This window comes from Novosphingobium sp. SG751A (assembly GCF_013149295.1).
GTDB lineage: Bacteria > Pseudomonadota > Alphaproteobacteria > Sphingomonadales > Sphingomonadaceae > Novosphingobium.
This window is the reverse complement of record NZ_JABGCB010000006.1, coordinates 76,873-102,129: the sequence shown is the minus strand read 5'-3', so window position 1 is coordinate 102,129 and position 25,257 is coordinate 76,873. Positions and strand designations below refer to the sequence as shown.

General features: G+C 62.9%; 23 protein-coding genes. 10 read left to right on the top strand and 13 right to left on the bottom strand.

Features of this window, described 5'->3' with window-relative positions; translation table 11 throughout:
* Nucleotides 1-14: 14 nt before the first annotated feature.
* A complete protein-coding gene (locus FHW96_RS09685; RefSeq protein WP_172340364.1) occupies nucleotides 15-1,178 on the top strand; it encodes an MFS transporter in 1,164 nt (387 codons plus the stop codon).
* Here the strand turns inward: FHW96_RS09685 and madM are convergent.
* From madM to FHW96_RS09670, 3 genes are read right to left on the bottom strand one after another with little or no spacing between them, the layout of a single operon-like run.
* The gene (gene madM / locus FHW96_RS09680) at nucleotides 1,162-1,923 is read right to left on the bottom strand and encodes a malonate transporter subunit MadM (RefSeq protein WP_172340363.1); all 762 of its coding nucleotides are present in this window, start codon (nucleotides 1,921-1,923) and stop codon (nucleotides 1,162-1,164) included. The genes FHW96_RS09685 and madM overlap by 17 nt on opposite strands.
* On the bottom strand, nucleotides 1,916-2,281 hold the full coding sequence (gene madL, locus FHW96_RS09675) for a malonate transporter subunit MadL (protein ID WP_172340362.1): 366 nt from the start codon (nucleotides 2,279-2,281) through the stop codon (nucleotides 1,916-1,918). Before madL ends, madM begins: the two co-directional genes overlap by 8 nt.
* Nucleotides 2,282-2,302: 21 nt before the next feature.
* On the bottom strand, nucleotides 2,303-2,962 hold the full coding sequence (locus FHW96_RS09670; RefSeq protein WP_172340361.1) for a GntR family transcriptional regulator: 660 nt from the start codon (nucleotides 2,960-2,962) through the stop codon (nucleotides 2,303-2,305).
* Between the two features lie 139 nt (nucleotides 2,963-3,101).
* Between FHW96_RS09670 and FHW96_RS09665 the strand changes: the two genes are divergently transcribed.
* Nucleotides 3,102-4,619, top strand: coding sequence for a malonyl-CoA synthase (locus FHW96_RS09665; RefSeq protein WP_172340360.1), 1,518 nt, complete (start codon nucleotides 3,102-3,104; stop codon nucleotides 4,617-4,619).
* Here the strand turns inward: FHW96_RS09665 and FHW96_RS09660 are convergent.
* The 6 genes from FHW96_RS09660 to FHW96_RS09635 all read right to left on the bottom strand — a co-directional run bounded on the left by FHW96_RS09660 (nucleotide 4,595) and on the right by FHW96_RS09635 (nucleotide 12,952).
* Nucleotides 4,595-5,968, bottom strand: coding sequence for a malonyl-CoA decarboxylase (locus tag FHW96_RS09660; RefSeq protein ID WP_172340359.1), 1,374 nt, complete (start codon nucleotides 5,966-5,968; stop codon nucleotides 4,595-4,597). The genes FHW96_RS09665 and FHW96_RS09660 overlap by 25 nt on opposite strands.
* A 175-nt stretch (nucleotides 5,969-6,143) precedes the next feature.
* On the bottom strand, nucleotides 6,144-6,923 hold the full coding sequence (locus FHW96_RS09655) for a TIM barrel protein (RefSeq protein WP_172340358.1): 780 nt from the start codon (nucleotides 6,921-6,923) through the stop codon (nucleotides 6,144-6,146).
* Between the two features lie 18 nt (nucleotides 6,924-6,941).
* Nucleotides 6,942-8,330: an MFS transporter gene (locus tag FHW96_RS09650; protein WP_172340357.1), complete on the bottom strand. Its 1,389-nt coding sequence runs from the start codon at nucleotides 8,328-8,330 to the stop codon at nucleotides 6,942-6,944.
* A gap of 1 nt (nucleotide 8,331) precedes the next feature.
* Complete coding sequence (locus FHW96_RS09645) at nucleotides 8,332-10,002, bottom strand: GMC oxidoreductase (RefSeq protein WP_172340356.1); 1,671 nt, start codon at nucleotides 10,000-10,002, stop codon at nucleotides 8,332-8,334.
* A gap of 13 nt (nucleotides 10,003-10,015) precedes the next feature.
* Nucleotides 10,016-10,528 (bottom strand): gluconate 2-dehydrogenase subunit 3 family protein, encoded by a 513-nt coding sequence (locus FHW96_RS09640; protein ID WP_253950855.1) that lies wholly within the window; start codon nucleotides 10,526-10,528, stop codon nucleotides 10,016-10,018.
* Nucleotides 10,529-10,651: 123 nt separating this feature from the next.
* Nucleotides 10,652-12,952: a TonB-dependent receptor gene (locus tag FHW96_RS09635; RefSeq protein ID WP_172340354.1), complete on the bottom strand. Its 2,301-nt coding sequence runs from the start codon at nucleotides 12,950-12,952 to the stop codon at nucleotides 10,652-10,654.
* A 377-nt stretch (nucleotides 12,953-13,329) separates the two neighbouring features.
* Between FHW96_RS09635 and FHW96_RS09630 the strand changes: the two genes are divergently transcribed.
* The 5 genes from FHW96_RS09630 to FHW96_RS09610 all read left to right on the top strand — a co-directional run bounded on the left by FHW96_RS09630 (nucleotide 13,330) and on the right by FHW96_RS09610 (nucleotide 17,835).
* On the top strand, nucleotides 13,330-14,274 hold the full coding sequence (locus FHW96_RS09630) for a ThuA domain-containing protein (RefSeq protein ID WP_172340353.1): 945 nt from the start codon (nucleotides 13,330-13,332) through the stop codon (nucleotides 14,272-14,274).
* 160 nt (nucleotides 14,275-14,434) lie between these two features.
* The gene (locus FHW96_RS09625; protein WP_172340352.1) at nucleotides 14,435-15,457 is read left to right on the top strand and encodes a TIM barrel protein; all 1,023 of its coding nucleotides are present in this window, start codon (nucleotides 14,435-14,437) and stop codon (nucleotides 15,455-15,457) included.
* 15 nt (nucleotides 15,458-15,472) lie between these two features.
* Entirely contained in the window at nucleotides 15,473-15,847 is a 375-nt protein-coding gene (locus FHW96_RS09620; protein ID WP_172340351.1) for a DUF6379 domain-containing protein, read from the top strand.
* Between the two features lie 65 nt (nucleotides 15,848-15,912).
* Nucleotides 15,913-17,127, top strand: a complete 1,215-nt coding sequence (locus tag FHW96_RS09615) for an MFS transporter (RefSeq protein ID WP_172340350.1) — start codon at nucleotides 15,913-15,915, stop codon at nucleotides 17,125-17,127.
* 54 nt (nucleotides 17,128-17,181) lie between these two features.
* Nucleotides 17,182-17,835: a TetR/AcrR family transcriptional regulator gene (locus FHW96_RS09610; protein WP_172340349.1), complete on the top strand. Its 654-nt coding sequence runs from the start codon at nucleotides 17,182-17,184 to the stop codon at nucleotides 17,833-17,835.
* Nucleotides 17,836-17,897: 62 nt separating this feature from the next.
* Here the strand turns inward: FHW96_RS09610 and FHW96_RS09605 are convergent, their stop codons facing one another.
* A complete protein-coding gene (locus FHW96_RS09605; RefSeq protein ID WP_172340348.1) occupies nucleotides 17,898-18,908 on the bottom strand; it encodes a sugar phosphate isomerase/epimerase in 1,011 nt (336 codons plus the stop codon).
* 19 nt (nucleotides 18,909-18,927) lie between these two features.
* Nucleotides 18,928-19,308 carry a DUF6379 domain-containing protein gene (locus tag FHW96_RS09600; RefSeq protein WP_172340347.1) on the bottom strand — a complete coding sequence of 127 codons (381 nt, stop codon included), beginning with the start codon at nucleotides 19,306-19,308 and terminating at the stop codon, nucleotides 18,928-18,930.
* A 164-nt stretch (nucleotides 19,309-19,472) separates the two neighbouring features.
* Here FHW96_RS09600 and FHW96_RS09595 point away from each other — a divergent pair, with 164 nt between their 5' ends.
* Nucleotides 19,473-21,092, top strand: coding sequence for a GMC family oxidoreductase (locus FHW96_RS09595; RefSeq protein WP_172340346.1), 1,620 nt, complete (start codon nucleotides 19,473-19,475; stop codon nucleotides 21,090-21,092).
* 54 nt (nucleotides 21,093-21,146) lie between these two features.
* Here FHW96_RS09595 and FHW96_RS09590 read toward each other — a convergent pair whose 3' ends face one another.
* Entirely contained in the window at nucleotides 21,147-21,620 is a 474-nt protein-coding gene (locus FHW96_RS09590; protein ID WP_172340345.1) for an Lrp/AsnC family transcriptional regulator, read from the bottom strand.
* Nucleotides 21,621-21,766: 146 nt separating this feature from the next.
* Between FHW96_RS09590 and FHW96_RS09585 the strand changes: the two genes are divergently transcribed.
* Nucleotides 21,767-22,687: a DMT family transporter gene (locus FHW96_RS09585; RefSeq protein ID WP_216650844.1), complete on the top strand. Its 921-nt coding sequence runs from the start codon at nucleotides 21,767-21,769 to the stop codon at nucleotides 22,685-22,687.
* Nucleotides 22,688-22,784: 97 nt separating this feature from the next.
* Nucleotides 22,785-23,738 carry a sugar phosphate isomerase/epimerase gene (locus FHW96_RS09580; protein ID WP_172340343.1) on the top strand — a complete coding sequence of 318 codons (954 nt, stop codon included), beginning with the start codon at nucleotides 22,785-22,787 and terminating at the stop codon, nucleotides 23,736-23,738.
* Between the two features lie 41 nt (nucleotides 23,739-23,779).
* Here the strand turns inward: FHW96_RS09580 and FHW96_RS09575 are convergent, their stop codons facing one another.
* A complete protein-coding gene (locus FHW96_RS09575; protein ID WP_253950854.1) occupies nucleotides 23,780-25,240 on the bottom strand; it encodes a carboxylesterase/lipase family protein in 1,461 nt (486 codons plus the stop codon).
* Nucleotides 25,241-25,257: the final 17 nt, after the last annotated feature.

The window sequence follows — 25,257 nt, the reverse complement described above, 5'->3', positions numbered from 1 at the left end:
CCGGAACGGAGATTATGACCAAAGATTCCCCAGCGCGCAGTATCTTCCTCTGCGCGGGATGCACGGGCCTTGCCTATTTCGCAGTGGGCCTGCCTCTGGCGGTGCTGCCGAGATGGGCGCTGAAACTGGGCTTTGGCCCGGTGGTGGCCGGTTTTCTCATTTCCGCGCAATATGTCGCCACGGTGCTCAGCCGCATCGTAGTCGGCCCGATGATCGACCGCTCGGGGCCGCGCCAGGCGATCGTGCTGGGCTTTGTCTGCTGCCTTGGCGCGGGCGCCACCACCATTGCCGCACTGTGGATCACCGCGCCCATGGCGGCCATGGCGGTGATGATGGCTTCGCGCATTCTGCTGGGTTTCAGCGAAAGCCTGGTCAGCACCAGCGCGATGGCATGGGGCATCATGCGGCTGGGCGCAGGGCAATCGGCGCGGATGATCTCGTGGAACGGCATTGCCACCTATGCCGCGATTGCGGGCGGGGCGCCTGCGGGCGTGTGGATTTTCGGGCTGGGCGGAGTGATGGCGCTGGGCATGGCGCTGCTGCTGCTTGGCGCGGCGGGGTTGGCTTTCGTCTGGCCGCAACCGGCTGCGTGCGTTCCTGCGGCCCAACGCTGGCCCATGCGTACGGTGTTTGGCGCGGTGCTGCCCTTTGGCGCGGCGCTGGCCATGGCGACCATCGGCTTTGGGGTCATCACCTCTTTCGTCACGCTCTATTTCAACGCCTTTGGCTGGGCCGATGCGTGGATGGCGCTGACCGCTTTTGGCTGCGCTTTCATCGTCTCGCGCCTGCTGTTCGTGCGCAGCGTGGCGCGCCATGGCGGCCTGCCGGTCTCGGCTGTATTCATCGCGATCGAACTGGCAGGCCTCGCGGTCATGGCCTCCGCGCCCAGCGCGCATCTGGCGATTGCCGGGGCGGCGGTCACGGGCTTTGGCTTTGCGATGGTGTTCCCGGCGCTGGGCGTGCTGGTGATCGCGCGCGTGCCCGAACAGAGCCGAGGCACGGCGCTCAGCACTTTTGCGCTGTTCATCGACGTGGCGCTGTGTCTGACCGGGCCGCTGGCGGGCGCGCTGGCCCAACATGCGACCTATGCCGCGCCCTTTGGCGGGGCAGCGCTGGGCGCCGGGTTGGCGCTGGGGGTGGTAGCGGCGTTGATGATGCGGCCTAGACCAGCGCCTTGACGATCAGGAACAGTACTGAGGGCGCGAGCAGACAGCCAAGGCCGGTGTGGAACGTGGCCGTCAATGCGCCATAAGGCACCAGCTTCTCATCGGTGGCGGCAAGCCCGCCTGCCACCCCGCTGACCGTTCCGGCCAGGCCGCCAAAGATCATCGCGCTGCGCGGATTGTTCAGGCCCATGAAACGCGCGGCCATGGGCGTGGTGGCCATCACCAGCACAGCCTTGAGCACACCCGTGGCAATGGAAAGCGCCATCACCGGCGAGGACGCGCCCAGCGCCGCCCCCGTCACCGGCCCGACGATATAGGTGACCGCCCCCGCCCCCAAAGTGGCCAGCGAGACGGCATCGCGATAGCCGAAACTCCACGCAATCCCGGCGCCCACGGCAAAGGGCACCACCGTGCCCAGCAGCAAGGCGAAAGCGCCAAGCAGGCCCGCCTTGCGCGCCTCGATGGGGTCGACCTCAAAAGCGGTGGCGACAATGGCAAAGTCGCGCAGCATCGCCCCGCCCATCAGCAGCAGGCCCGCAAAAGCGGGCACATCGGCCAGCCCCTTCTTGCCCCCGGTGATGATCCCGCCATACCAGGCCAACGCCAGCGCGGCCATGATCGCAATCGCGCTGGCATGGATGCGCCCGCGAAACAACAGGCGCGAGACCATCGCGCTGATCCACATCAGCGCGCCGACCGCTGCAAAGGCGAGGACCAGCGACTGGTCGGCAATGACTTTGTGGGCAATCTCAATCATGATGGGCTCCTGCGCTCCGGCTGAGCAGCGCGACAAGGCAAAAGCAGATCGCCACGACGACCACGCCGGTCAGCACCGCCATCGGCCCGCCTTCCAGCGCGGCCAGCACATTTTGCTGCGCGGCCATGGCCACCACGATGGGAATATACATCAGGGCCCAGAATTCGACCCCCAGCTTCAGCCCCGGCGTCAGCCGCCCCGTCCGCGCCAGCCACAGCCGCGCGGCGATCAGCAGCATCATGGCGATGCCCACCCCGCCGACATTGGCCTTTACATGCAGCGCCATGCCCAAAGCCTCGCCCAGCGCCACGCCGATCAGCGTGCAGAGCGCGAGCAGCGCGGTTCCATAGATTGCCATTGTGTTCCTCTCCCCGGCTTTTTATGATCGTCCGGCGGTAAATCGTTCGAGCGCCAGCGAGGCGTGGAACATATGCGAGCGCATGCAGCGCGCGGCCTCCTCGCCATCACCGCGCATGATCGCGGCCAGCAATTCGCCATGTTCGGCCCGCGATTTGGCCGGGCGGCCGCCCCCGCGCAATTGCGTGCGCCGAAAGGCCGCCATCCGGTCGCGCAGCGCCAGCGCCTGTTCGGCGATGAAGGCATTATGCGTGCCTTCATAGATCGTCTGGTGGAAATCCCAGTTCATCCGGTCATAGGCGTCAATGTCGCCCGCCGCCACCATCGCCTCGGAATCCTCATGTAATTGCGCCAATCGGCTGCGTTCCACCGGGTTCATGCGATAGGTGGCAAGGCGCACGCACATGGCCTCGATCTCGGCGCTCATTTCGAACATGTCGATGATGCGCTGGGTGCTGACGCCCGAGACGACCGCGCCGCGCCGGGGCCGCATTTCGACCAGGCCCACCGCCGACAATTGCCGGATCGCCTCGCGCACGGGGGTCCGTGAAGCGCCAAATCGGTCGCCGATCTGCTGCTCGTCCAGCGCGCTCCCCGGCGCCAGTTGCCCGGTGGTGATCTCATCGGCCAGCGCGATGCGGATGCGTTCGGAAAGCAGCAGGTTCGGGGCTTCCTCAGACATGATCCACCCCGTTTGCCATCGCGCCGCGTGTATGCGATAATTTTCTCATTCGCACTTCTTGCATACACTAGAACCGCAATCAACCATGTTGTATGGGCGTGCGATCACGGATTCCCAAAATCGGTTCAAGGGACACATTATGGCGCAAGACCTCTTCTCGATCTTCCTCAACCGCAGCATCGCCGCGCCCGATGCGCCCTTTCTGATCCTGCCCGAACTCGGCGCGATCACCTATGCCCAAGCCGTCGCGCGCAGCGGGCAGATGGCCAATCTGTTTCGCGCCTCCGGCGTCAAGCCGGGCGACCGTATCGCGGTGCAGGTGGAAAAAAGCCCCGATGCGCTGCTGACCTATCTGGCATCCTTGCGGATCGGGGCGGTCTATCTGCCGCTCAACACGGCGTATACAGCGGCGGAAGTGCGTTTCTTCCTGTCAGACGCCACGCCCGCCCTGTTCATCCATCGCCCCGAGGATGAGGCCGCGATGGCCGCGCTCTGCGCCGACCTTGGCATTGGCGCACGCCTGACGCTGGGCAGCCATGGCGAAGGCAGCCTGCCCGTCGGCGCCGATGCGCAGAGCGCGCAGGCCGAGATCCATCCGGTGGCGATGGATGATCTGGCCGCGATCCTCTACACCTCGGGCACCACGGGCCGGTCGAAGGGCGCGATGCTGACACAGTGCAATCTGGCCTCCAATTCGGCCACGCTCAAGGATTACTGGCGCTTTACCGAGGGCGATGTCCTGCTCCATGCCCTGCCGATTTTCCACACGCACGGGTTGTTCGTGGCCACGAACATCACCATCACGGCGGGCAGCGCGATCATCCTGCTGCCCAAATTCGACGTGCGCGAACTGATCCGCCTGATGCCGCGCGCCACTGTGCTGATGGGCGTGCCGACCTTCTATTCGCGCCTGCTGGGCGAGGCGGATTTCACCCGAGAACTGGTTTCGCATATGCGCCTGTTCGTGTCGGGCTCGGCCCCGCTTTCGGCCGAGACGCATAAGGAGTTTTCCGCGCGCACCGGTCACGCCATCCTCGAACGCTATGGCATGACCGAAACCAATATGAACACCTCGAACCCCTATGAGGGCGACCGGGTTCCGGGCAGCGTGGGCTTTCCCCTGCCCGGCGTCGAATTGCGCATCGCCGATCCCGAAACGGGCGACAACTTGGCCCAGGGCGAAGTGGGCGTGATCGAGGTGCGCGGGCCCAACGTGTTCAAGGGCTATTGGCAATTGCCCGAAAAGACTGCCGAGGAATTGCGCGAGAACGGCTTCTTCATCACCGGCGATCTGGGCGTGATTGACCCGCGCGGCTATGTCTCGATCGTGGGCCGGGCCAAGGATCTGATCATCTGCGGCGGGTTCAACGTCTATCCTGCCGAGGTCGAGGCGCTGATCGACGCCATCCCCGGCATTGCCGAAAGCGCCGTCATAGGCATCCCGCACAAGGATATGGGCGAAGGCGTGGTGGCCGTGGTGCAGGCACGCGACGCCGCGCTGGACGAGGCCGCCGTACTGTCGGCCATCGCGGGCGAACTGGCGCGCTTCAAGCAACCGCGCCGGGTGATCTTCCTGCCCGAACTGCCGCGCAACACGATGGGCAAGATCCAGAAGAAAGCCCTGCGCGAGACCTACGCCGACCTTTTCGCAAAATAAGCTTCGCCCGCCGCGCGCCATAATTTGCGCGGCGGGGCCAGCAATCCGTTGATCGCCGCACTGGCATTGACCACGCGGTGACGGGCATAGGCATTGTGGTTGCTCTCCACATTGTCCAGATCATAGAGATAGTTGACCATCAGCGCGTGGGATTGCGCCATACCCCGCGCGCTGGTGTCGGCCATCCAGCACAGGCGTTCGACCCGCGCGCCATTGCCGACATGAAACCGCGCGACAGGATCGAGCAACCGCCCCTCCCCGTCACGCTCGCCCAGCAGATAGCGCGCGCCCAGCCGCATCAGCCCCGCGCGGCGCGGATCATGGGCGTGCCATTCATGCATCGGCCCATGATCGAGCGCGGCCTGCGCGGCCTCATCGCCATCGCCCGCCGCCTTTTTGAGCCAGCGGGCGAAACCGGGAATGGGCGAAAGCGTCACATAGGTTTCAAGGCCGGGATATTCCGCGCCCAGATCCTCGACCACCTGTTTGATCAGGAACTGGCCAAAGGAAATGCCCGCAAGGCCCGCCTGACAATTGGAGATCGAGTAGAAAACCGCGACCTTGGCCTGCGCCGGGTCCAGTTCGTCGCGCCCCTGCGCCAACAAGGACTGGATCGAGGAGGGAATGACATCGCACAAGGCGACTTCCACGAAGATCAGCGGCTCATCGCCCAGCGCCGGATGGAAAAAGCCATAGCAGCGCCGGTCGGAAGGCAGCAGCCGCGCGCGCAATTCGTCCCATGTGGCGATGGAATGCACCGCTTCATAGCGGATGATCCGTTCGAGCAGATCGGCAGGGCTGGACCAGTCGATCCGCCGCATCACCAGAAAGCCCCGGTTGAACCATGAACGCAGCAGATGGGACAAATCCTGATCGAGCACGCGCAAGGTGGAATCATCGCGCAGGAAACGCAGCAGATCGGCGCGCATATTGACCAACGCCCCGGTGGCCATCGGCGCCTGATTGAGGCGGCGCAGCACCTCCTGACGCGGCGCTTCGGCGGCGCGCGAAATGGCGGCCATGCGCAGGGGCGAGGGATCGGCGTCATAGGCGGCCACCGCGCCCCGGATCACCTCGGCATCGGGGGCGAAACCCTGCGCCAGCGCGCTCAGGAAGCCATGCTTGTCCTCATCCTCCAGCGCGCCATAGGCGGCCAGGATATCGCCCGCCAGATGAACGCCCGAGGACTGGCTGCGTTCATCGAGCAGGGCCTGACATTGCGCCATCAGCGCTTCGGGGTCGGATGGCGCGGCAACGGGCCGCCCCCCCGCCCGCGCAATTTTGCGCAGGCGGCGAAACAGCGTTTCGAGCAGATCCTTCGCGGGGCGATTACGATCATGAGCTGTCATGGACGGACCTTTGGCAAGAGTCGCATTGAGTGCGCGCAATGTATCGCAATTTGCCAAAGCGTATACATGAAAACGACAAAGTGAATTTTACGTATATCGCCGCAAACCGCCCGGACATGAAAAGAGGCGCCCATCCATAACGGATGAGCGCCTCTCCCCGTCCTGACTCTACAAATCAGATCGCGGCGGCTAGTTCCCGGATATATTCCAGCGCCTGCGCGGTGGAGGGCTGCGTGGGGTTGCACTCAACGCCGATGGCCCCGGTGTAACCGGCCCCGCGCAGCAGCCCCAGCATCGCGGCCCAGTCAATGCCGCCCGATCCCGGCTCGCCCCGGCCCGGCGCGTCGGCAATCTGGACGTGCTCGATCAGGCCGATATGCTGCGCCACTTGCTCGGCGGGATTCTCGCCCTCGACCACCGAGTGATAGAGGTCATAGAGCAGGCGGACATGGGACGAATTGATCGCCTTGATGACGTTCACCGCATCGATGGTCTGGCTGAACAGCACGCCGGGGTGATCGACGCGGGTGTTGACCGGCTCCAGCATCGCCGTCACGCCCAGTTCCTGCGCAATCGGCACGATGCCCGCGACAGCCTCGGCCACGATGTCCAATTGCATCGCGCGCTTCATATAGGGCACGCCCGGCCCCGAACCCACCACCACGCGGTTGCAGCCCAGCGCCAGCGCATCCTCTGCGGCCTGACGAAACAGGTCGCGGAAAGCAGCATGGGTATCGCGCTCGATCAGGCGCGTGCGCGGATCGGCCAACACCGAGATCAGCGCCACCCCATGATCGCCCAGCGCCCGCCCCAGCGAGGCCAGATCGCGCCCGGCGGTGGTGAACATCTCGGCCTTGGTGAAACCGGCAGCAGCGGCGGCGGCAATGCGATCCTCCAGCCGTTCGCCCGCTTCGTGGAACATATATTCAAGATTGACAGAGATTTCGTAAGCCATAGAAAAACCTTTCCAATATCAGAACAGCCGCGCCGGCAAACGCAGTGCCAGAACCACACAGATCGCCAGCATCGCATCAATCGCCCCCGCCGCCGCGAGCGCGGGAAACGCGTGACCCCATGCGAAATAGAGACTGCCCACCAGCGCCACGCCCAGCGCGCTGCCCAATTGCTGGCTGGTTTTGAGCAAGGCGCTGGCCGCGCCCGCATGGTCGCGCTCGACCCGCGAGACGACGATGGGGCCGATGCAGCCGCTGGTCATCCCCATGCCCGCACCCGACAGCACCAGCAGCGCGCCGATCAGCCCCCACGGCCATTGCGCAAAGGTCGCGCCATAAAGCACCGCCGTAGAGGCAGGCAGCATCAGCCCTGCCCCGATCACCAGCACCCAGCGGCCCAGCCGGGGCAGAAAATTGCGGCTCATGACCCCGATGCCGAACATCGCGCCAAAGCCATAGGGCATATGCAAAAGCCCGGTGAACAGCGGGCTCTGCCCCCGCTCGGCCTGAAGCGCGAAGGCAAAGACCAGCAGGAAGCCCGCCCCCGCCGCTGCAAAGACCACCGAAAGCGCCAGCCCTTTGCGAAAGGTGGGGATGGTGAAAAGCGCCGGGTCGAACAGGGCCGAATCCCCCGCCCTCACCCGCCGCGCGACATGGCGCCACGCCGCAAACCCCAGCGGCCCCGCCGCCAGCAGCGTGAGGAAATGGAGCGGCCCGCGCCCCGCCTCGCCCGCACCTATCAACGGCCAGAACAAGGCCGCCATCGCCAGCCCAAACAGGCCCATGCCGACGAAATCATAACCCGCAGGCCGCCCAGAACGCGCCTCGGGCAACAGCATCAGCCCGGCGATCACCGCACCGATCCCCACCGGCAGATTGATGAGAAACACCGCCCGCCAGCCCAGTTCGAACAGATTGGCCTCGATCAGCATGCCGCCCAGAATGGGCCCGGCAATCGCCGCCAGCCCGCCGATCACGCCAAACATCGCCATGCGCGACACCCGCTCGAGCGGGCTGAACAACACCTGCACCAGCGCCATGGATTGGGGTGCCATGATCGCGCCGGTCGCCCCCTGCATCAGCCGCGCGGCGACAAGGCCCGTGCCCGTCGTGGCCATGCCGCAGGCCGCCGAGGAAAACGTGAAACCAATCACCCCCAACACGAACATGCGCCGATAGCCATAGGAATCGCCCAGCCTCCCCCCCGCCATCAGCAAGAGCGCAAAGGCCAGCGAATAGCCCGCCACGATCCATTGCGAGGCGCGCGCATCGGCGCCAAGGCTGGCCTTGATCGAGGGCAGCGCGGTGTTGACGATCGTCATATCGACGATCTCCAGCACCAGCGCGATAATCAGCGTAATCAGCGCCAGCGTCTTTTGCCGGGGCGAAAGGTCAGCCGGAGTCCTCATCTCAAATCCGCCCCTCGCGCAGCATGCCCACCGCCGCATGGGCCGCCCGCGCGGTCAGGGCCATATAAGTGAGCGATGGGTTTTGGCAGGCAGAGGAACTCATTTGTGCGCCATCGGTGACGAAGAGATTGGCGATGTCGTGCGACTGGCTCCATTTGTTCAGCACGCTGGTCTTGGGATCATGGCCCATGCGCGCGCCGCCCATTTCGTGGATCGCGGTGCCCCCCGGCCCCGGCTGGTCAAAGCCCATGATGACCTTGCCGCCCGCAGCCGTCAGCATTTCGGCCGCCTCGGCCTTGGCCTGCGCCAATGCGGCATGTTCCTCTTTGCCAAAGGCGAAATCGACCTTGAGCTGAGGCAGGCCATGGGCATCCAGCTTGGTCCGATCCAGCGTCAGCCGGTTGTCGGCGCGCGGCACGCAATCGGCAAAGCCCACCAGCACCATGCGCCACGGGCCGGGATGGCGCAGCTTGTCCTTATACGCTGCGCCGATGCCCTCCATGCGGTTGCCCTGCGTCCATGTGCTTTGCAGCGCCCCGCCCTGAAAGGAAAAGCCGCGCGTGTGGCCGATGCCGTCCATCTGATCCATATTGCGATAGCGCGGGATCACCACGCCTGTGGGCCGATTGCCGAAACTGGTGTGGGTTTCAAAGCCGGGCATCAGCGCGGCGGCCGAGAGCGTATTGGCATGGTCCATGATATGCGTGCCCAGCACGCCGCTGCTGTTGGCCAGACCGCCCGGCACGGAATTGAGCAGGATGTGGACCGAATTGAACGCGCCGGCGTTAAGGAACACAATCCGCGCGCGGGCGGTCTGGCGCTGCTTCTTGGCGTCGATATAACGTACGCCGGTCACGCGCTTGGTGGCCGGGTCATAGTCCAGCGCCTCGACCACGGCATCGGTGATGACGGTCAGATTGCCGGTCTTCATCGCGGCAGGCAAAGTGCTGGATTGGGTCGAGAAATAGGCGCCGTAAGAACAGCCCCGCGCGCAGAGCGAGCGATACTGACACGGTGCGCGGCCTTCCTCCGGCTTGCCCTCGGTCATGTTGGCCGTGCGGCCCACGGTCAGACAGCGTTCGGGCCAGCGACCGGCGATCACCTTGCGCACATGGGTTTCAACCGCGTTCAACGCCATCGGCGGCTGAAACTGGCCATCGGGCAGTTGTTTCAGCCCTTCCTTGGCGCCCGAAACGCCGATGAAGCTTTCCACCTTGTCATACCATGGCGCGATGTCGGCATAGCGGATCGGCCAGTCGGTGCCGTGCCCATCGCGCGCATTGGCGCCAAAGTCATAGTCCGACCAACGATAACACTGCCGCCCCCATGTCAGCGACCGCCCGCCCAGTTGATAGGAGCGGAACCATGTGAAGCGCGTGTCCTCGCCGGTCTGATAGGGGTTTTGCGCGTCATTGACGAAGTTGGGCTGGGTGAATTCTGTGAAATGGCGGTTCAGACGCTGGACCGCATATTCGCGATCATACAGGTCGCTGTCGCCATGGCCCCGGAACGGCATGTCCCATGGCATCTTCATCTCGGTGGTGTAATCCTGCTGATGCCGGATCTCGCGCCCGCGCTCGATCATCAGCACTTTCAATCCCGCCTCGGTCAGCTCCTTGGCCGCCCAGCCCCCGGTGATGCCCGAGCCCACCACGATTGCATCGAATTCCATCGCCTCGCTCCCCTTATCCGAAATCCACCGCCGACCAGTCGCTGGAAAAAGCGCGGTCACTGGGCTTGAGCGGCAGATCCGGATCCCAGCGGCCCGGCACATGAACATATTGCAGTTCTTTCGAGCCGCCGGTTTCGGACGTGTAATAGCCCAGCAGAATGAGGCGCTTGATCGCCAGCCACGGCTTGGCCGACACATCCCCGGCAAAGGCGCGCGCGTCCAGAGCGGCCAGCGCGGCGCGGCGTTTGGGCAAAGGTTGCGCCAGAAAACCGGCGCCCAGCGTTGATTTCAGCCATGCCGCATGGTCAACCCCCTTGGTCCCCTCCAGCCCGTGCGCCAGCGCCAGCAGGACGAAGGCCCCCACGCCCACCTCGCCCGCGCCCGACGTGGCGCTGCGCGGGATCACCAGTTGCGCCACCTCGCGCAGCAAGGGCTGATAGGGACTGGGCGCGATTTTGGCCTGCGCCAGCGAGGGCGCCACCGCCATCAGCAGCGCCATTCCAGCCATAAATTCCCGGCGCGCCATGGGGCTTTGAATCTTGGGCATAAGGGGGATGCTCCGGATTGGAAAAATCAGGCCGGAAAAATCAGGGTGGCCCCATGCGATGGAGCCACCCCAAAAATTCAGGCCATAAGCCTATATTTCAGATCAGAAATCCACACCCAACCGGACGCCATAGGTGCGCGGAGGGGTGAATTGGAAATTGTAGATATTGGCCACGCCCGGCACCACCGTGTTGCCGGCATAGGCCAGCGAGCGGTAATCCTCGAGATTGCGGACAAAGGCCTGAACGCTGAACCGCTTGTTCTGCGGCTTGTATTCAAGGCTCAGGTCGGTCTGGGTGCGCGCATCCTGACGCGCCGAGGCGTAATTGTAGAAATCGAGATAATAGTCGCCCTTATACCGGCTGAAGGCAGAGAAGGTCAGCGTGCCCGCCTCGCCCAGACGGAAGATATGGTCATAACCCAGCGTGATCACGACATTGGGCGTCTGGGGCAGACGGTTGCCCTTGAGATTGGCGGTCAGCGGCGTGGCCGAAGAGGCGCCGATGTCATAGGAGGCAACGCTCGCGGTGAAATCGGTATATTTGGCATGCATCAGATTGGCCGAACCGGTGATCGTGTCATTGTCGGTCAGACGCAGCGTGGTTTCAACCTCCAGACCATAGATCTGCGCCTTGCCCGCGTTGAACGTCTGCGCGCCAATGGCCGGATTGAGCAGCACGTCATTTTGCAGGTCCTTGTAATCATAATAGAACCCGGCAAGATTCAGGATATGGCGCCCCAGCTTGAGCTTGGCCCCACCCTCGTAGGCAGTGTTGGTTTCAGGGCGGAACGCCGTGCCCGCACCGTCGAAACCGCCCGCCTTATAGCCGGTCGAAACCTTGCCGTAGATCAGCGTGGCCGAATTGGGCTTGTAATTCAGCCCGGCCAGCCAGGTGAACTTGTTGCCCGAATATTTGAGCGGGCTGGTGGTCGAGGGCTGGTTGGTCAATTCAATCGGCCCGCTGCCAAAGGCGAAGGCGTAATTGGTGAAGGCCGCGTCGCGATCATCCTGTGTATAACGCCCGCCCACCACGGCGGTCAGCGTATCGGTCAGCGGCACTTCGGCCTGACCGAAAGCGGAAAGGCTCTTGGTGTTGGTGGGATGGCGGAAATAGTTCACATAGGAGCCGGTCGCGCCGATGAAGGGCGAATAGAGCCCGCCATTGGAATTGAGCTGTTCATAGAAGTAGAACACGCCGCCCTGCCATTGCACGCCATGGGTCAGGCCATTGAGGCGCAATTCGTGGCTGTTGGTTTTCACCGTCCCGCCGAAATTGCTGAAATAGAAAGCGGGCGAGAGCGTGTTGCCCCCGGTGTTCTTGGTGGTGCGATAGCCGCCGGTGTAGGTCAGCGTGGCAAAGCCCATGTCATAGGCCAGCCGCCCGCGCACCGCCGTCGAGATCTGGTGAAGGCTGCCAACGCCGATCAGGGGCGAATTATAGGTCGAGCGATCCCGCCCGGCCAAAACGTTGATATTGGCCGGAACGCAAGAAACCCCGCCCGTGCGCGCCGCCGCCACCGACCAGCCATTGCCGCAGGAGGTGGTGCTGGTGCCGGGGTTGTTGCCCGCAGCGGTCATGTCGCTCCACATCTGAGCAGCCGGGATGATGTTCTGTTCGACATGCTCGACCGAGCCGTCCATCGTCAGGCCGCTGAGCGGCTTCAAACGCAGGCTGATGCGGCCGCCGCCCGTGTTGTCAGTGTCCGAACGATTGGCGGTCGAAGGGGTAAAGGCTGAGGTCGGGCTGAAGGGCGTGTTGGGGTGATAATTATACCCGTCATGGCTGCGATAGAAGCCCGCCACGCGCACCGCTGCGCCCTCGCTCAGCACCAGATCCGCGCCGCCATCGACCAGCACCGAATTGAAATTGCCATAGGACACCGAGCCGTTGACGGCGGTGTGGTCGCCAGGCTTGCGGGTGATGAAATTGACCGCGCCGCCGGTGGAGTTGCGGCCATAGAGCGTGCCCTGAGGCCCGCGCAGCACTTCAACACGGTCGATGTCGAAAATCGCGGCATTCAGGATGGTCGGGCGGTTCAGATATTCGCCGTCGATATTGACGGCAATCGACTGATCCTGCGCCTCATTGTTGGTCAGCGAGCCGACGCCGCGCACGGTGACGCGGGTGTTGTTGGTGTCGTTGGTGATGTTGAGGGCCGGCGAAACCTTCTGGACCGAGGTGAAATCGGTCACGCCCTGGGCAGCCAGCGCAGCGCCGGTGACCACCGAGATGGCGATGGGAACGTTCTGGACGTTTTCCTTGCGGTTTTGCGCGGTGACGATGATTTCCCGGGCATCGGGCTCGGCAACCTTCTGTCCGTTCTGGTTCTGGGCCATGGCCGGGTTGGCGCCGATCAACGCGCCGCCCGCAAGCAGAATGGGCACAATTTTCCTGTAGTTCATTGGCAATCCTCCCTCTTTTGCAATTTGTGATTTCTTGACGCCGGAGGCCCGGTTGACGGTGTATCCGATGAATCACTAAATTAGAATTATGGTTATGATCCATCGCGGTGGACTGTCAAGAATAATAATTCTAATTTCTTTGGATGCATTTTCATAAATGCCATGAATGGGAGGGATTACGCGGCAAAGGCGGTTGCAACGGCCGTGCAACCGCTGTAACAATAATCATTATTCTAATTATAAGCCGCGCCAAAGCGGTGCCGCACAGTGGAGAGAGATATGCATCTATCCCCATGTATCCAATGGCATTTCTCAAGGCGACTTGCGCCTGTCGGCTAGGCGGCGAGCACGATCAAAACCACAAGGGAGAAGGAAGCATGAAACGACATCTCTGGATGGCGCTGGCGGGTGCATGGGCCTCGGTGGCGGGCGCGCAGCCCATCGTCACCATCAATTACCGCCCGCCCGAAACGGTGCAGAAGGTCGCCATCCCGGTCAATCCGGCGGAAAAGCGACTGCGTGTTCTCATCATCTCCGGCCAGAACTCGTATGAACATGACTGGACCGGCATGAACAACATGCTGCGCGGTTTGATGCAGGAAAGCGGCCGCTTCGACGTGCGCGTGACCGAGGATTTCGACCATGGCACGCCGGCCATGCTCAAATCGTATGACGTGGTGCTGCTCAATTATTCCAGCCGCTGGAACTATGCCGATCCGGAACAACACCTGTGGTCGGATGAGGCCTTCAAGGCGCTTTACCAATATGTGCGCGAAGGCGGCGGACTGGTGGCCTATCACTCTTCGTTTACTTGGGGCCGCGACATTCCCGAATATAAGCGGCTGGTGGGCGCGGTGATGCAGCCCGGATCGAGCCGCCGCGCGCCGCCCGGTTCCTTCCCCATTCATATCATCGACAAGAGCCACCCCATCACGGCGGGGATGCGTGACTATATCTGGACCTTCAACGATGACATGTACACCAACATGAGCATCGACCCGGAGGCCAAGATCCACGTTCTGGCCACCGCGCGCGATGGCGCGGCCGATTATGCGCCCAAGCTGATGAGCAACAAATATGATCCGACCGCCTATACGCCCGAAAAGCTGAAAGCCATGAAGGGCATAGACGCCGACCATCCGCAATTATGGACCGCCGATTACGGCAAGGGCCGCGTCTTTTCGATGACGGTGGGCCATGATGAGGTCTCGCTGCATTTCGCCGGGCTTCAGGACATGATGCTGCGCGGGGCCGAATGGGCGGCGACCGGCAAGGTCACCTTGCCGCTGCATGATGAAAGCCGGGATGATGGGCGTCGATAATAGGCTTGACGGCCCCTGGCAAATATAGGAATGTTAATTCTAAATAGGGCACAAAGAAGCCCCAGGGGAGAGAGAATGCCGTCATGACCGCCATCGCGGCCGTGGTCGTATCGCTTTGCCTACCCGCTCGAACGAAACCGCGTATGAGACGGAGGTTGCTGTGAGCAACACTATCAAGCGGGGCGTCAGCCTCTATTCCTATCAGAACGAGACGTTTCAGGGCAAAATGAGCCTTGAAGACTGCATCCGCACCAGCGCGGCGCTGGGCGCCCATGGCATCGAGATCATCGGTGAACAGACCTTCTGGGGCTGGCCCGAATGCGGCGTGGCGCAGGACGATGTCGACAACTGGCACCGGCTGATGGCCAAATATGATTGCGTGCCCGTCAGCCACGATTTCATGCTGGATTACAAGCGTTACAAGGGCCGCGAGATGCCCTTTGACGAGCAGGTCGCCAGCGTGAAGAACGACATCGACTTTGGCGCCCGGCTTGGCATGAAATTTATCCGCGCTCTGGTCTCGATTGATCCGGCGGTGCTGGTGGCCGCTGCGGATTATGCGCAGGAAAAGAACATCAAGATCCTGATCGAGGTCCATGCTCCGCTGCATTTCGACCACCCCTGGATCATCCGCCATGCCGAAGCCTTTGAAAAGTCGGGCTCTGACGCGCTGGGCTTCCTGCCCGACATGGGCATGTTCCTGTTCAGGTTTCCGCCCGTGTGGAAGGAAAAGTTCCTGCGCATCGGCGTACCCAAAGCGATCGCCGATTATGTCGAGCAGGCCTATGAGGACCGCGTGCTGTCCGAATATGTGATCCTGAACGTACAGCAGATGGGCGGCACGGGTCCGGCCATCGCCATGGCCGAAACGCTGCGCCACAATGCCGCGTTTGAGCCCAAGCGGATGCTGGATTACATGCCGCGCATCCACAATATCCACGGCAAGTTCTATCAGATGGACGAGGAATATGTCGAACCCTCGATCCCCTATGACCAGATCGTCAAGGTGCTGAAACAGGGCAATTATCAGGGCTATATCTGCTCTGAATATGAAGGCAACCGCTGGATCGAAGATGCGCAGGAGCCGGACTCGGTCGAGCAGGTCCGCCGGCAGCAGGTGATGCTGGCCCGCCTGCTGGGCGAAAGCGTCGAGCCTTCCCTCAACACCACCGTCGCGGCCTGAAAGGAACCCAAGCCCATGATGGACAACAAGATGATCGTCGAAGGCAGCCTTCAGCGCGAAGAGGGCGGCTTTTCCTTCCTTGGCCGCCTGCCCTATTATCGCGGCCTTGGCCTTTCCATGATCGAGGACATTATCGTCTCGGTCGATGGCGCGGCGATCCCGCGTGAAGCCATCCGCTTCTCGGTGCGCGGCCAGACCTATACGCTGGACGAAATGGAGACGGTCTATGACAATCGCTGGAATTTCGGCGAAAAGGCCCGGATCGTCGCGCTGAACGGGGGGCTGCCCGCAGGCACCCATGCGATCACCTTCGCCGTGCGGATGCGCGTATCCTATCTGCCCTTTGTGCCCACCACAAAGGACACCAAGCAACTCGCGCTTGCTGCGTGAGGCCTCTGGGCGGCGGTGAGGCAATCACCGTCGCCCTTTTTATAAGACCGGATGAGGCAAGCCCAATGCTCTTTTTGCGCCATTTCTATCGCAGCCTGACCTTGAAGCCGCAGGGTTTCACGATGATCGTGGCGGGCTTTCTGCCGGTCTTTGCGATCATCGCGATGTTTCCGGTGGTCGCGGCCATCATCGGCCATTTCAAGGATCTGCCCGATGCGGCGATCCGGGTGCCCGCGATGGTGACGGCGCCGGGCTATGCGATTGCGCTGCTGGCGCCATTTGCCGGGGCGCTGGCGGATCGCTATGGGCGACGGCCGCTGCTGCTGGCCTGTACGCTGGCCTATGGCGTGGTGGGGGCGGCGCCGTTCCTGATGGAAAATCTGGATGCGATCATCGCCTCGCGCATCCTGCTGGGTGTGTGCGAGGCGGGCATTCTGACCATCGTCAACACGCTTATCGCCGATTACTGGGATGACAATGGGCGGCGCAACTGGCTGATGCTGCAAGGGTTGGTCGGACCGTTCTTTCAGCCTCTGGTGTTCATTCTGGTGGCGGCCGTCGCGGCGGTGCGCTGGAATGGCGGCTTCCTCGTCTATCTGATCGCCTTTCCGATCTTCATCTCGATGTACTTCTTCCTGTTCGAACCCAACCGCCCCAAGGCCGAGATCACCGTCGCCAGCGAACCGGCCCAGCCCTTTCCGATGGGTTCGGCGCTGGCCGTGGGGGGGCTGACGCTGTTTGCCTCGGTGCTTTATTACGTGTTCATCGTGAATGGCAGCATCGTCTGGCACGAGGTGGGCCTGAGCGATCCTATGGCGATCAGCAAAGCCACCTTCGTGCCCAGCTTCTTCATTCTGGCCGGATCGGTGCTGTTTCGCATCCTGTCGCGCTATGGCAATGCGGTTCAGATCGGGGGTTTTCTGGCGATGCTGGGGCTGGGGCTGGGTGGAATCGGCCTGGCGCATAATGTGCTTTCGATGCAGGCGGGCCTCATCTTGCAACAGACCGGCGCGGGCATGGCGGTCCCGGCGCTGATCGCATGGGCGCAGTCCAAATTCTCCTTTGCCCATCGCGGGCGCGGCATGGGTCTGTGGACCAGCGCCTTCTTTCTGGGACAGGCCGTTTCGCCCATCATCGTCGGCTTTGTCGCACGCGCTCTGGGCACGATGCAGATGGCCTTTCTGGCCGCGGGCGGGGCGGCTTTGGCCGGCGCTGTCATCTGCGGCCTGCTGGCCATGCAGATCGGCAAACCCGCGCTCCAAAAGCCGTTTGGCGCCTAGGACGATTAAGGTTATGGGCCATAGCTTCCGCCGGTCCCATGCAGGTTGCCCTTGATGTCCGAAGAAACCCCCGCTTCCTCCCTGCCCCTCGCCCGCGCGCCTTTGCAGGGCCGCAGCAAGGCCTCGCTGGAGCGAATGCAGGCCACTGCGCGCGAATTGATGCTGGAACGCGGCAATGAGGATTTCACGCTGCAGGAGGTGAGCAGCCGGGGGCAGGTTTCCATCGGCTCGATCTATCTGCGTTTCGAAGGCAAGGATGCGCTGGTGCGCGCGGTATTGGTGCAGGCGATGCAGGACCTGCGCGATGCCGAGGATGCGATGTTCGAACAGCTGGTGCGCAGTTGCGATAATCTGGGCGATTTTGTCGAAAACTACGTCGCCGATTATGCCGAGGTCCTGCGCCTGCATGCACCGCTGCTGCGCCTTGCCATGTTGCGCGCCGAACAGGACGGGCAGATTTCCGGCCTTGGCAAACAGGCCGCCGATGATGCCGTGGCCGCCTCGACGCGGGCCTTTTTGGAATATAGCGGGGAAATAGGCGGGGCAGACGCGCAATTGCGCGCCCAGTCAGTCTATCAGATCATCTTCGCAACATTGGCGCGGCGGCTCAGCCTTGGTTCGACCAGTGAATCGAGCCCGACGCAGGACTGGGACATTCTGAAAGGCGAGTTGGCGCGCATGTGCATCGCCTATCTTCGCTCGGCCTGATACGAAAAAGGGCGGCGGGTTGATGCCCCGCCGCCCCCTTCGATTTTCACGCAATCCCGGCCTCAGGCCGCAACCGGCGCCTCGGCCAGAATGCGGCGGCACATCGCCTGATGGCGGCGCACCTGCTCAAAGGCGTCGACGGCGCAATAGGCATGGCCTTCCCATTCCGACACGATCGTGCCGGTAAACCCGCCGTCGCGGAACAGCGGCAGGATCTCCTCATAGGGGATCGCTTCTTCCACGCCCTCGTCGCTCACGCCATAGAACTTGCCGTGAATATGGATCGTGCGGTCCACCAGTTCGGCCCAGCTCTTGGGATCATTGTTCGACAGGATGAAGAAGGACAGCGTGCAGGCCTGAAGATGCGCCTGCTCATAGCCCTTGGCCGCTGCGATTTCGCGCAGCTTGCCCGCCTTGACATAGGACGGACCATCCTCGGCCCAGATCTCCTTGGTGATCTCGATCAGCGCCTCGGGCGTGCCGATCGCACGCGCGGCGTCCAGCAGGCTGGGCGGAATGGCGCGGGCCGTGCCGCCGAAATCGGGAATCCAGCCCAAGGCGGGCGAATCCAGCTTTTCATACATCTCGCGATATTCCAGCACGGCCGGGTGGCGTGCCCACATCGGGGCGTGAACCTCAACCCCCATCTGCATACCGAGATCTTCGCAGAAAGGCGCCAGTTCGGGCAGCAGATGCGCCGGCAGCGCGAATTGCCCGCGCGCCAGTTTGAAGCCCAGCTTCTTGGCGCTGCGCAACTGGCGCTTATGATATTCGACCAGATCAGCATCGTCGATCGGCTGCTGACCGGGCTTCATAAAGCGATCCGAATTGATCGCGCAGGACACCGGGTTAAGCCCGGTTTCGGCAATCAGATCCTTGAAATAGGATGCGAAATCATCCGAAACATCGGGAAATTCCTTGAAGCTCTGAAACCCGATGATTTCAATGTTCGGCCCCAGATTGCGCTTGGCAACCTCGCGCAGAAGCGTGTCCAGCTCGAACTGGCGGGTCAGCCATTCGTTGGTGAAGGAATAAAGCGTAACGCCCATCTGCGGGCCATTGGCAACAGTCATTATGGCAACTCCTGTCGGATCAGTTGACGCGCAGCGTGGCGGTTTGCGGGTTCACGCGCTTCATGCCCGGAATATAGGGCGGGTTCACATGCAGCAGCAGCGAGACTTCATGCTCGCTGTCGGCCGCCAGCTGCACGCCCGGCAGCACCAGAAACGCGCTGTCGCGCACGAACCAGAACGCATTGGTCTGCTCGCCGATCTCGGCAAGCGGGAAGCTGGCGTCGTCAAATTCGACGACCGCATCGGTCAGATCGACCGGCGCCCCGTCCAGCGTCACGCCCGCGACCTCAACCGTCGAAAACGGCAAGGAGCGATACCAAGGCAGGCGCATCGCCAGCCTTGCCCCTCGCGGGGTGGCGGTCAGGCCCTCCTCTCCGATGATTCGTTCAACAGGCAGCATAACGCACTCTCCCTTTATCGCTGGATTTCAACGGCCCTGATGAGGGGCGGATTTGAATAATTGGAATTTCACTTCTAATTGATGCTTGACAGGGGGTCAAGGGTCGTGCTGAAAGAAAGCGAATAGAGGTTCTATTATCATTTGTGGGATTCGGGCGGGGACACATGGCCAGTTTCGACTATATTATCGTGGGCGCAGGCTCGGCAGGCTGCGTGCTGGCCAACCGTCTCAGCGCCGATCCGCGCCATCAGGTTCTGCTGATCGAGGAAGGCGGCGACAACCAGCACCCGTTCATCAAAATGGCCGGCGGCTTTGTCAAAATCATGGGCAAGCCGGACTATTTTCGCGCTTATCCCGTTGTCCAGCAACCGGGCCGCCGCAAGGAAATGCAGGCCTATGGCCGGGGCCTTGGCGGCTCTTCGGCGATTAACGGCACATGGTATCTGCCCGGACAGCCCGGCGATTACAACGACTGGGTCGCGCGCGGCCTGACCGGCTGGGGCTGGGACGAAATGGCGCGCTGCATCAAGAGCATTGAATCCTATCGCGCGCCCGGCGCCCATGCAGGCCGCGGTCGCGACGGCGAATTGCAGATCACGCCCTCGACCTATCAATCGCCCGTGTTCGACGCGATTGCGCAGGCCGCAGCCTCGATCGGCGCGCCATGGACCGATGACATCACCACGCCGGGCGCACCCGGCGCCGGCCGCACCCAATATACTGTCAGCCGAACCGGCCAGCGCGCCTCCAGCTATGAGGCCTTTGTCGCGCCCATCCGCAACCGGCCCAATCTCACCATCCTGACCAACAATCCGGTCAAGCGCATCACCATCGAGCAGGGCCGCGCCAAGGGCGTGATCGTCGAGCGCGATGGCGCGGAGATCGCCATTCATGCGCGCGGCGAAGTGATCCTGTCGGCGGGCGTCTATGGCTCGCCGCAAATGCTGCAATTGTCGGGCGTGGGTCCGGGGGCGGAGCTTCAGCGTCTGGGTGTGGCGGTGCAGGCCGATCTGGCGATGGTGGGGCGCAATCTGGTTGACCATCAGAAGATGGGCATTTCCTATGATCTGCACAACAATCCGGGCACCAACCGCGAATATGTCGCGCCGCGCCTCTATGCCAATGCCTTGCGCTATTTCCTGACGCGCAGCGGCCCGCTGGCGCGCGTGGGCCTGCCGATCACTTTGCTGGTGCCATCGAAGGGCACCGCGCCCGAGTGGCCCGATTTCCAGCTTGCCGCCGCCGCCTTTGCCATGCGCACGGTGCAGGAAATGACCGAAAAGCCCGGCAGCCCGATCAGCAACCGCCCCGGCATCACCTTCTCGGCCTATCACCTGCGCCCGCGCAGCCGAGGACATGTCACGGTGACCTCGCCCGATTTCCGAGTTTCGCCGCTGGTCGACCCGGCAATCTGGTCCGATCCCTTCGATCAGGAAAAGGCCATCGAACTGTTCCACCTGCTGCGTCGCTTTGCCGGGGCCGAGGCGCTCTCGGCCTATGTGGGCGACGAGCGCGTGCCGGGCAATCATATCCAGAGCGAGGCCGAATTGATCGATGCCGTGCGCGCCATGGCCGAACCGGGCCTGCATGGCATGGGCACCTGCGCCATGGGCACCGACCGGGCCACTTCGGTCACCGATGGCCGCTGCCGGGTGCATGGGGTCGATGGGCTGCGCGTGGTCGATTGCTCGATCATGCCCACGCCGGTTTCGGGCAACACCAATGGTCCCGCCATGCTGGTGGCCGCGCGGGCGGCCGAATTGATCCTTCAGGACGCGCGTTGATGTCTGGCGCCGCATCGGGGCCTCTCCCCCCGGTGCGGCGCCAGATCGGCGGCATCAGATGGGCAACATCATCCCGGTTTTGACCCGATCCAGCGCCACCAATGTGTGGAACCTCTGGACCAGATCGCTTTCCGAAAACAGCCGCCGCGTCAGGGCCTCATAGGCGCGCATGTCCTGACTGATGATGACCAGCACAAAGCTGATGCCTCCGGTCACATAATAGCATTGCTGCACCTCCTGCGCCGCGCAAAACAGCGCCTTGGCCGCATCGACCGTTGCCGCGCGTTCGTCGCGCAGATGCACCTCGACAATCGCCGTGATCGGCAGCGCCAGCGCATCGGGCGCGACCAGCGCGACATTGGCGGCGATCACGCCGGCCTCCTCCATCGCGGCAATCCGCCTTTGCACGGCGGCGGCGGACAGGTTCACCGCTTGCGCGATCTCGCGCTGGGGGCGTTTGTTGTCCTGTTGAATGATGCGCAGAATCGCCAAATCGAAAGCATCGAGCGAGCGGGTGCTTTTAGCCATTACGCCCCCTTTGGTGAGTTTTTGTTGCATTGTACTGCCAAAATTCGCGCCAACAAACCGGCACGGTGATGATATAACCCGCACCATCCCCTTTGGCGAGAACAAGTCTTATGCAGATGGTCCAACCCCTCCCCTCGCGCCGAGGCATGTCCTTGCTGGGCATAGGCTGCGGCATGGGCGCGGGGGCGCTGTGGGGACTGGTGTTTCTGGCGCCCGAATTGGCGGGCATGTTTCGTCCGCTCGAACTGACCATCGGGCGCTATATTGCCTATGGGTTGATGGCGCTGGTTGCGATTGCGCCGCGCCTGCGCCGTCTTGTGCATCACATCGGCGGCCAAGGGCTGATCGCGCTGGTCTGGCTCTCGCTGGCGGGCAACACGGTCTATTATTTCCTGCTCTCGGCCGCCGTCCAGATGGGCGGGATCGCGATGACCTCGCTCATCATCGGCTTCCTGCCCGTGGCCGTGACCATCATCGGCAGCCGCGACCATGATGCGGTACCGCTGGTTCGGCTGGTGCCTTCGCTGCTGCTCTGTGCGGGCGGGGGATTGTGCATCGGGTGGCAGGCGGTGGGCCAGGCCATAGCCGGCCATTCGTTCAATCAGCTGATTGGCATGGCCTGCGCCACCGGGGCGCTGATCTCGTGGACCGCCTATGCGGTAGGCAATGCGCGCTGGCTGGTGCGGCTGCACACGATCGGCGCGCAGGACTGGAACCTGCTGATCGGGGTGATGACGGGCGCGCAGGCGCTCTGCCTTGTGCCGGTGGCGCTGATCATCGGCGTGGCGCATCACGATGGCGCGGACTGGACGCGGTTTCTGATCGTGTCGGGCGGGGTGGCGCTGCTGGCCTCGATTGCGGGCAATGCGCTCTGGAACCGGATGAGCCGCCTGCTGCCTCTCACCCTTGTGGGCCAGATGATCCTGTTCGAAACGCTCTTTGCGCTGCTTTACGGCTTCCTGTGGGAGGCGCGCTGGCCCACCATGGCCGAGCTGGGCGCCTTTGGCCTGCTGGTGGCCAGCATCACGGCCTGTCTGGCCGCGCATCGGGGACGGGAGAGGGTATAAAATCCCGGCAAAGATACGAATGCGGCCTTGACCCAAGAAGGGCCTTGGAGGAATTTGCGCGGACTTGAAAACGATACCAAGCAGAGGACCTGAAATCATGGACAGACGTAATTTCCTCGCAAGTGCGGGCGCTTTGGCCGCGCTCAGCGCCGCTTCGCCCGCCTTGGCCGCCCCCAAGGGCCGCGCCTTTGGCATCCAGCTGTGGACTGTGGCCAAGCTGCTCTCGCAGGATTTTGAAAAGACCATCGCGATGCTGGCCGGGCTTGGTTACCGCGAACTGGAAATGTACGGCCCCTATGATTTCAGCGATGATCGCGGCAAGGCGAGCTGGGCCGCCGTGACCCCCAGCCTCGGCTTTTCAGGCAGCGGTTTCTTTGGCCATACCGCAGCCCAGGTCAAAACCATCATGCAGCGTCACGGGCTGACGGTCCCCTCGCTCCACACCGACATTTTCACCCTGCGCGACGGCATGGGCAGGCTGGCCGAGGCAGCCCATGCGCTTGGTTCGACCTATGTGACGCTGCCTTCGCTACCCGCCGACATGCGCAAGACGTTTGACGATTACAAACGCGCCGCCGATCTGTTCAACAAGATCGGGCAGGATGCCGCCCGGCACGGCGTCCGCTTTGGCTATCACAACCATGGCTATGGCCTGATGCCGGTCGATGGCAAGATCCCGCTGCGCACCATGCTGGACGCCACTGATCCCAAAACGGTGTTCCTCGAACTCGACGTCTATTGGAACTTTGCCGGCGGCGGCGATCCCAAGGAATATCTGACCCGCTACAAGGGCCGCTACAAGATGGTCCACCTGAAGGATATGAAAGGCATCCACCGCTTCGACCATGATGGCGGCGATTCCACCCAGTGGATCGAATTGTTCAAATATCTGACCTATCTGGGCGATGGCAATCTGGACATGAAAGGCATCATCAAGACCGCCGAAGCCACCGGCGTCGAGCATTTCTTTGTCGAACAGGACCGCGCCGACGATCTGATGGTCGCGATCAAGGGCAGCGCGGACTTCCTGAAAAAGAACGGTTTCCGTTGATGCGAAAAGGGGCGCCGGTTTGACCCGGCGCCCCTTCATGCTTACCCGCCGATCTTGCTGGCGGTAAAATCCAGCCGCGCGGTATAGGGATCTTCGATATGGCTTGCGCCCTTGCCGTCGATCCATTGCACGCTCGTCGTCGTGGCGCTCGCCTGCGGCCAAGCCGGAACGCCCGCTGCATCGGGCTTGCCGGTCTTGGCGAAATTCACCCAATAGCGATGCGTCATGCTGGCCACGGGCTGTTCCTCGGCAATCGGGGCATCGCCCTTGCGCGCGGGGACTGTGTCAAACACATAGGGCAATTCGCTGGCATGGGCCGCACCGCCGATGGCCTGCGCCATTTTGGGCACAGCATAGCCAAAGCGATAGAGCCAGACCTTCTGCCCTCGGGCCGCCATCAGCCGGGCGACATGGCGCGAAGGCTCGATGAACATCTTGTCCGCGCTGATGCCCATGGCGATATGACCCGCAGGCTTGGTGCCATCGGCATCATAGACCTTGCGCGCGGCATCGGCATCGGCGCCGAACTGGGCAAAGACCTTGTCCTTATCCGTGCCAAAGGCAAAGCCATCGGCCGAATTGGCGCCCACGATCACCGGCACATCGGCGGTCAGCCCGGCGGCAATCGCATCATCAGGCGCGCCAAGGATCGTGCGCCCATCGACCATCGGGCCGGAATAGCCCTTCTGGCCCATGCTCGACATTGACAGATCGCCGGTCACCTGCGCCTCGGGCAGTGCGCGCAATTGGGCCGCACTCAGGCCGGGGGCGAATTCGGCCCCCACCCGCGCGGCCTTGGCCATCGTCGGCTGGGGCAAGGTGCCATTGCGCCCACCACCGCTCTCGATCACGACCTGGCTGAACAGCCCGCGCGCCAGAGGGGATTGCAGCAGCATATGCATGCTCATGCCGCCCGCGCTTTCGCCAAACACAGTCACGCGCGAAGCGTCACCGCCGAATTTGGCGACATTGGCCTGCACCCATTTCAGAGCCGCGATCTGATCGAGGAAGCCGAAATTGCCCCCTAGCCCTTCGGAGGCCAGACCCGGATGGGCAAAGAAACCAAAGCGGCCGAGGCGATAGTTGAGGCTGACGAAAACCACGCCGTCACGCGCGAAATTCTGGCCCGAATAGACGCCCGGCGACGAGCCGCCATTCACAAAACCGCCGCCATGAATCCACACCATCACCGGCAGCTTGTCCCCGGCCTTGGCCGAGGCGGGCTTCCACACGTTGAGGTAAAGGCAGTCCTCGGCAGGCGTGGTGGTGATCGGCGCGGCGTCGGGCGGGAACGGCGCCTGCGCACAGTCATGGCCAAAGGCGCTGCCGTCGCGCACGCCTTGCCACGCCACGACAGGTTGCGGCGCGCGCCAGCGATTGGCGCCCGTGGGCGCGGCGGCATAGGGGATGCCCTTGAAGGCAGTGACGCCTTCGGAAAGCACACCCGCGACCGCACCGCCAGTCACGGCCACGTTTTCGGCATGGGCAGAAACAGAGGTCATAAGAGCAGCGACCAGCA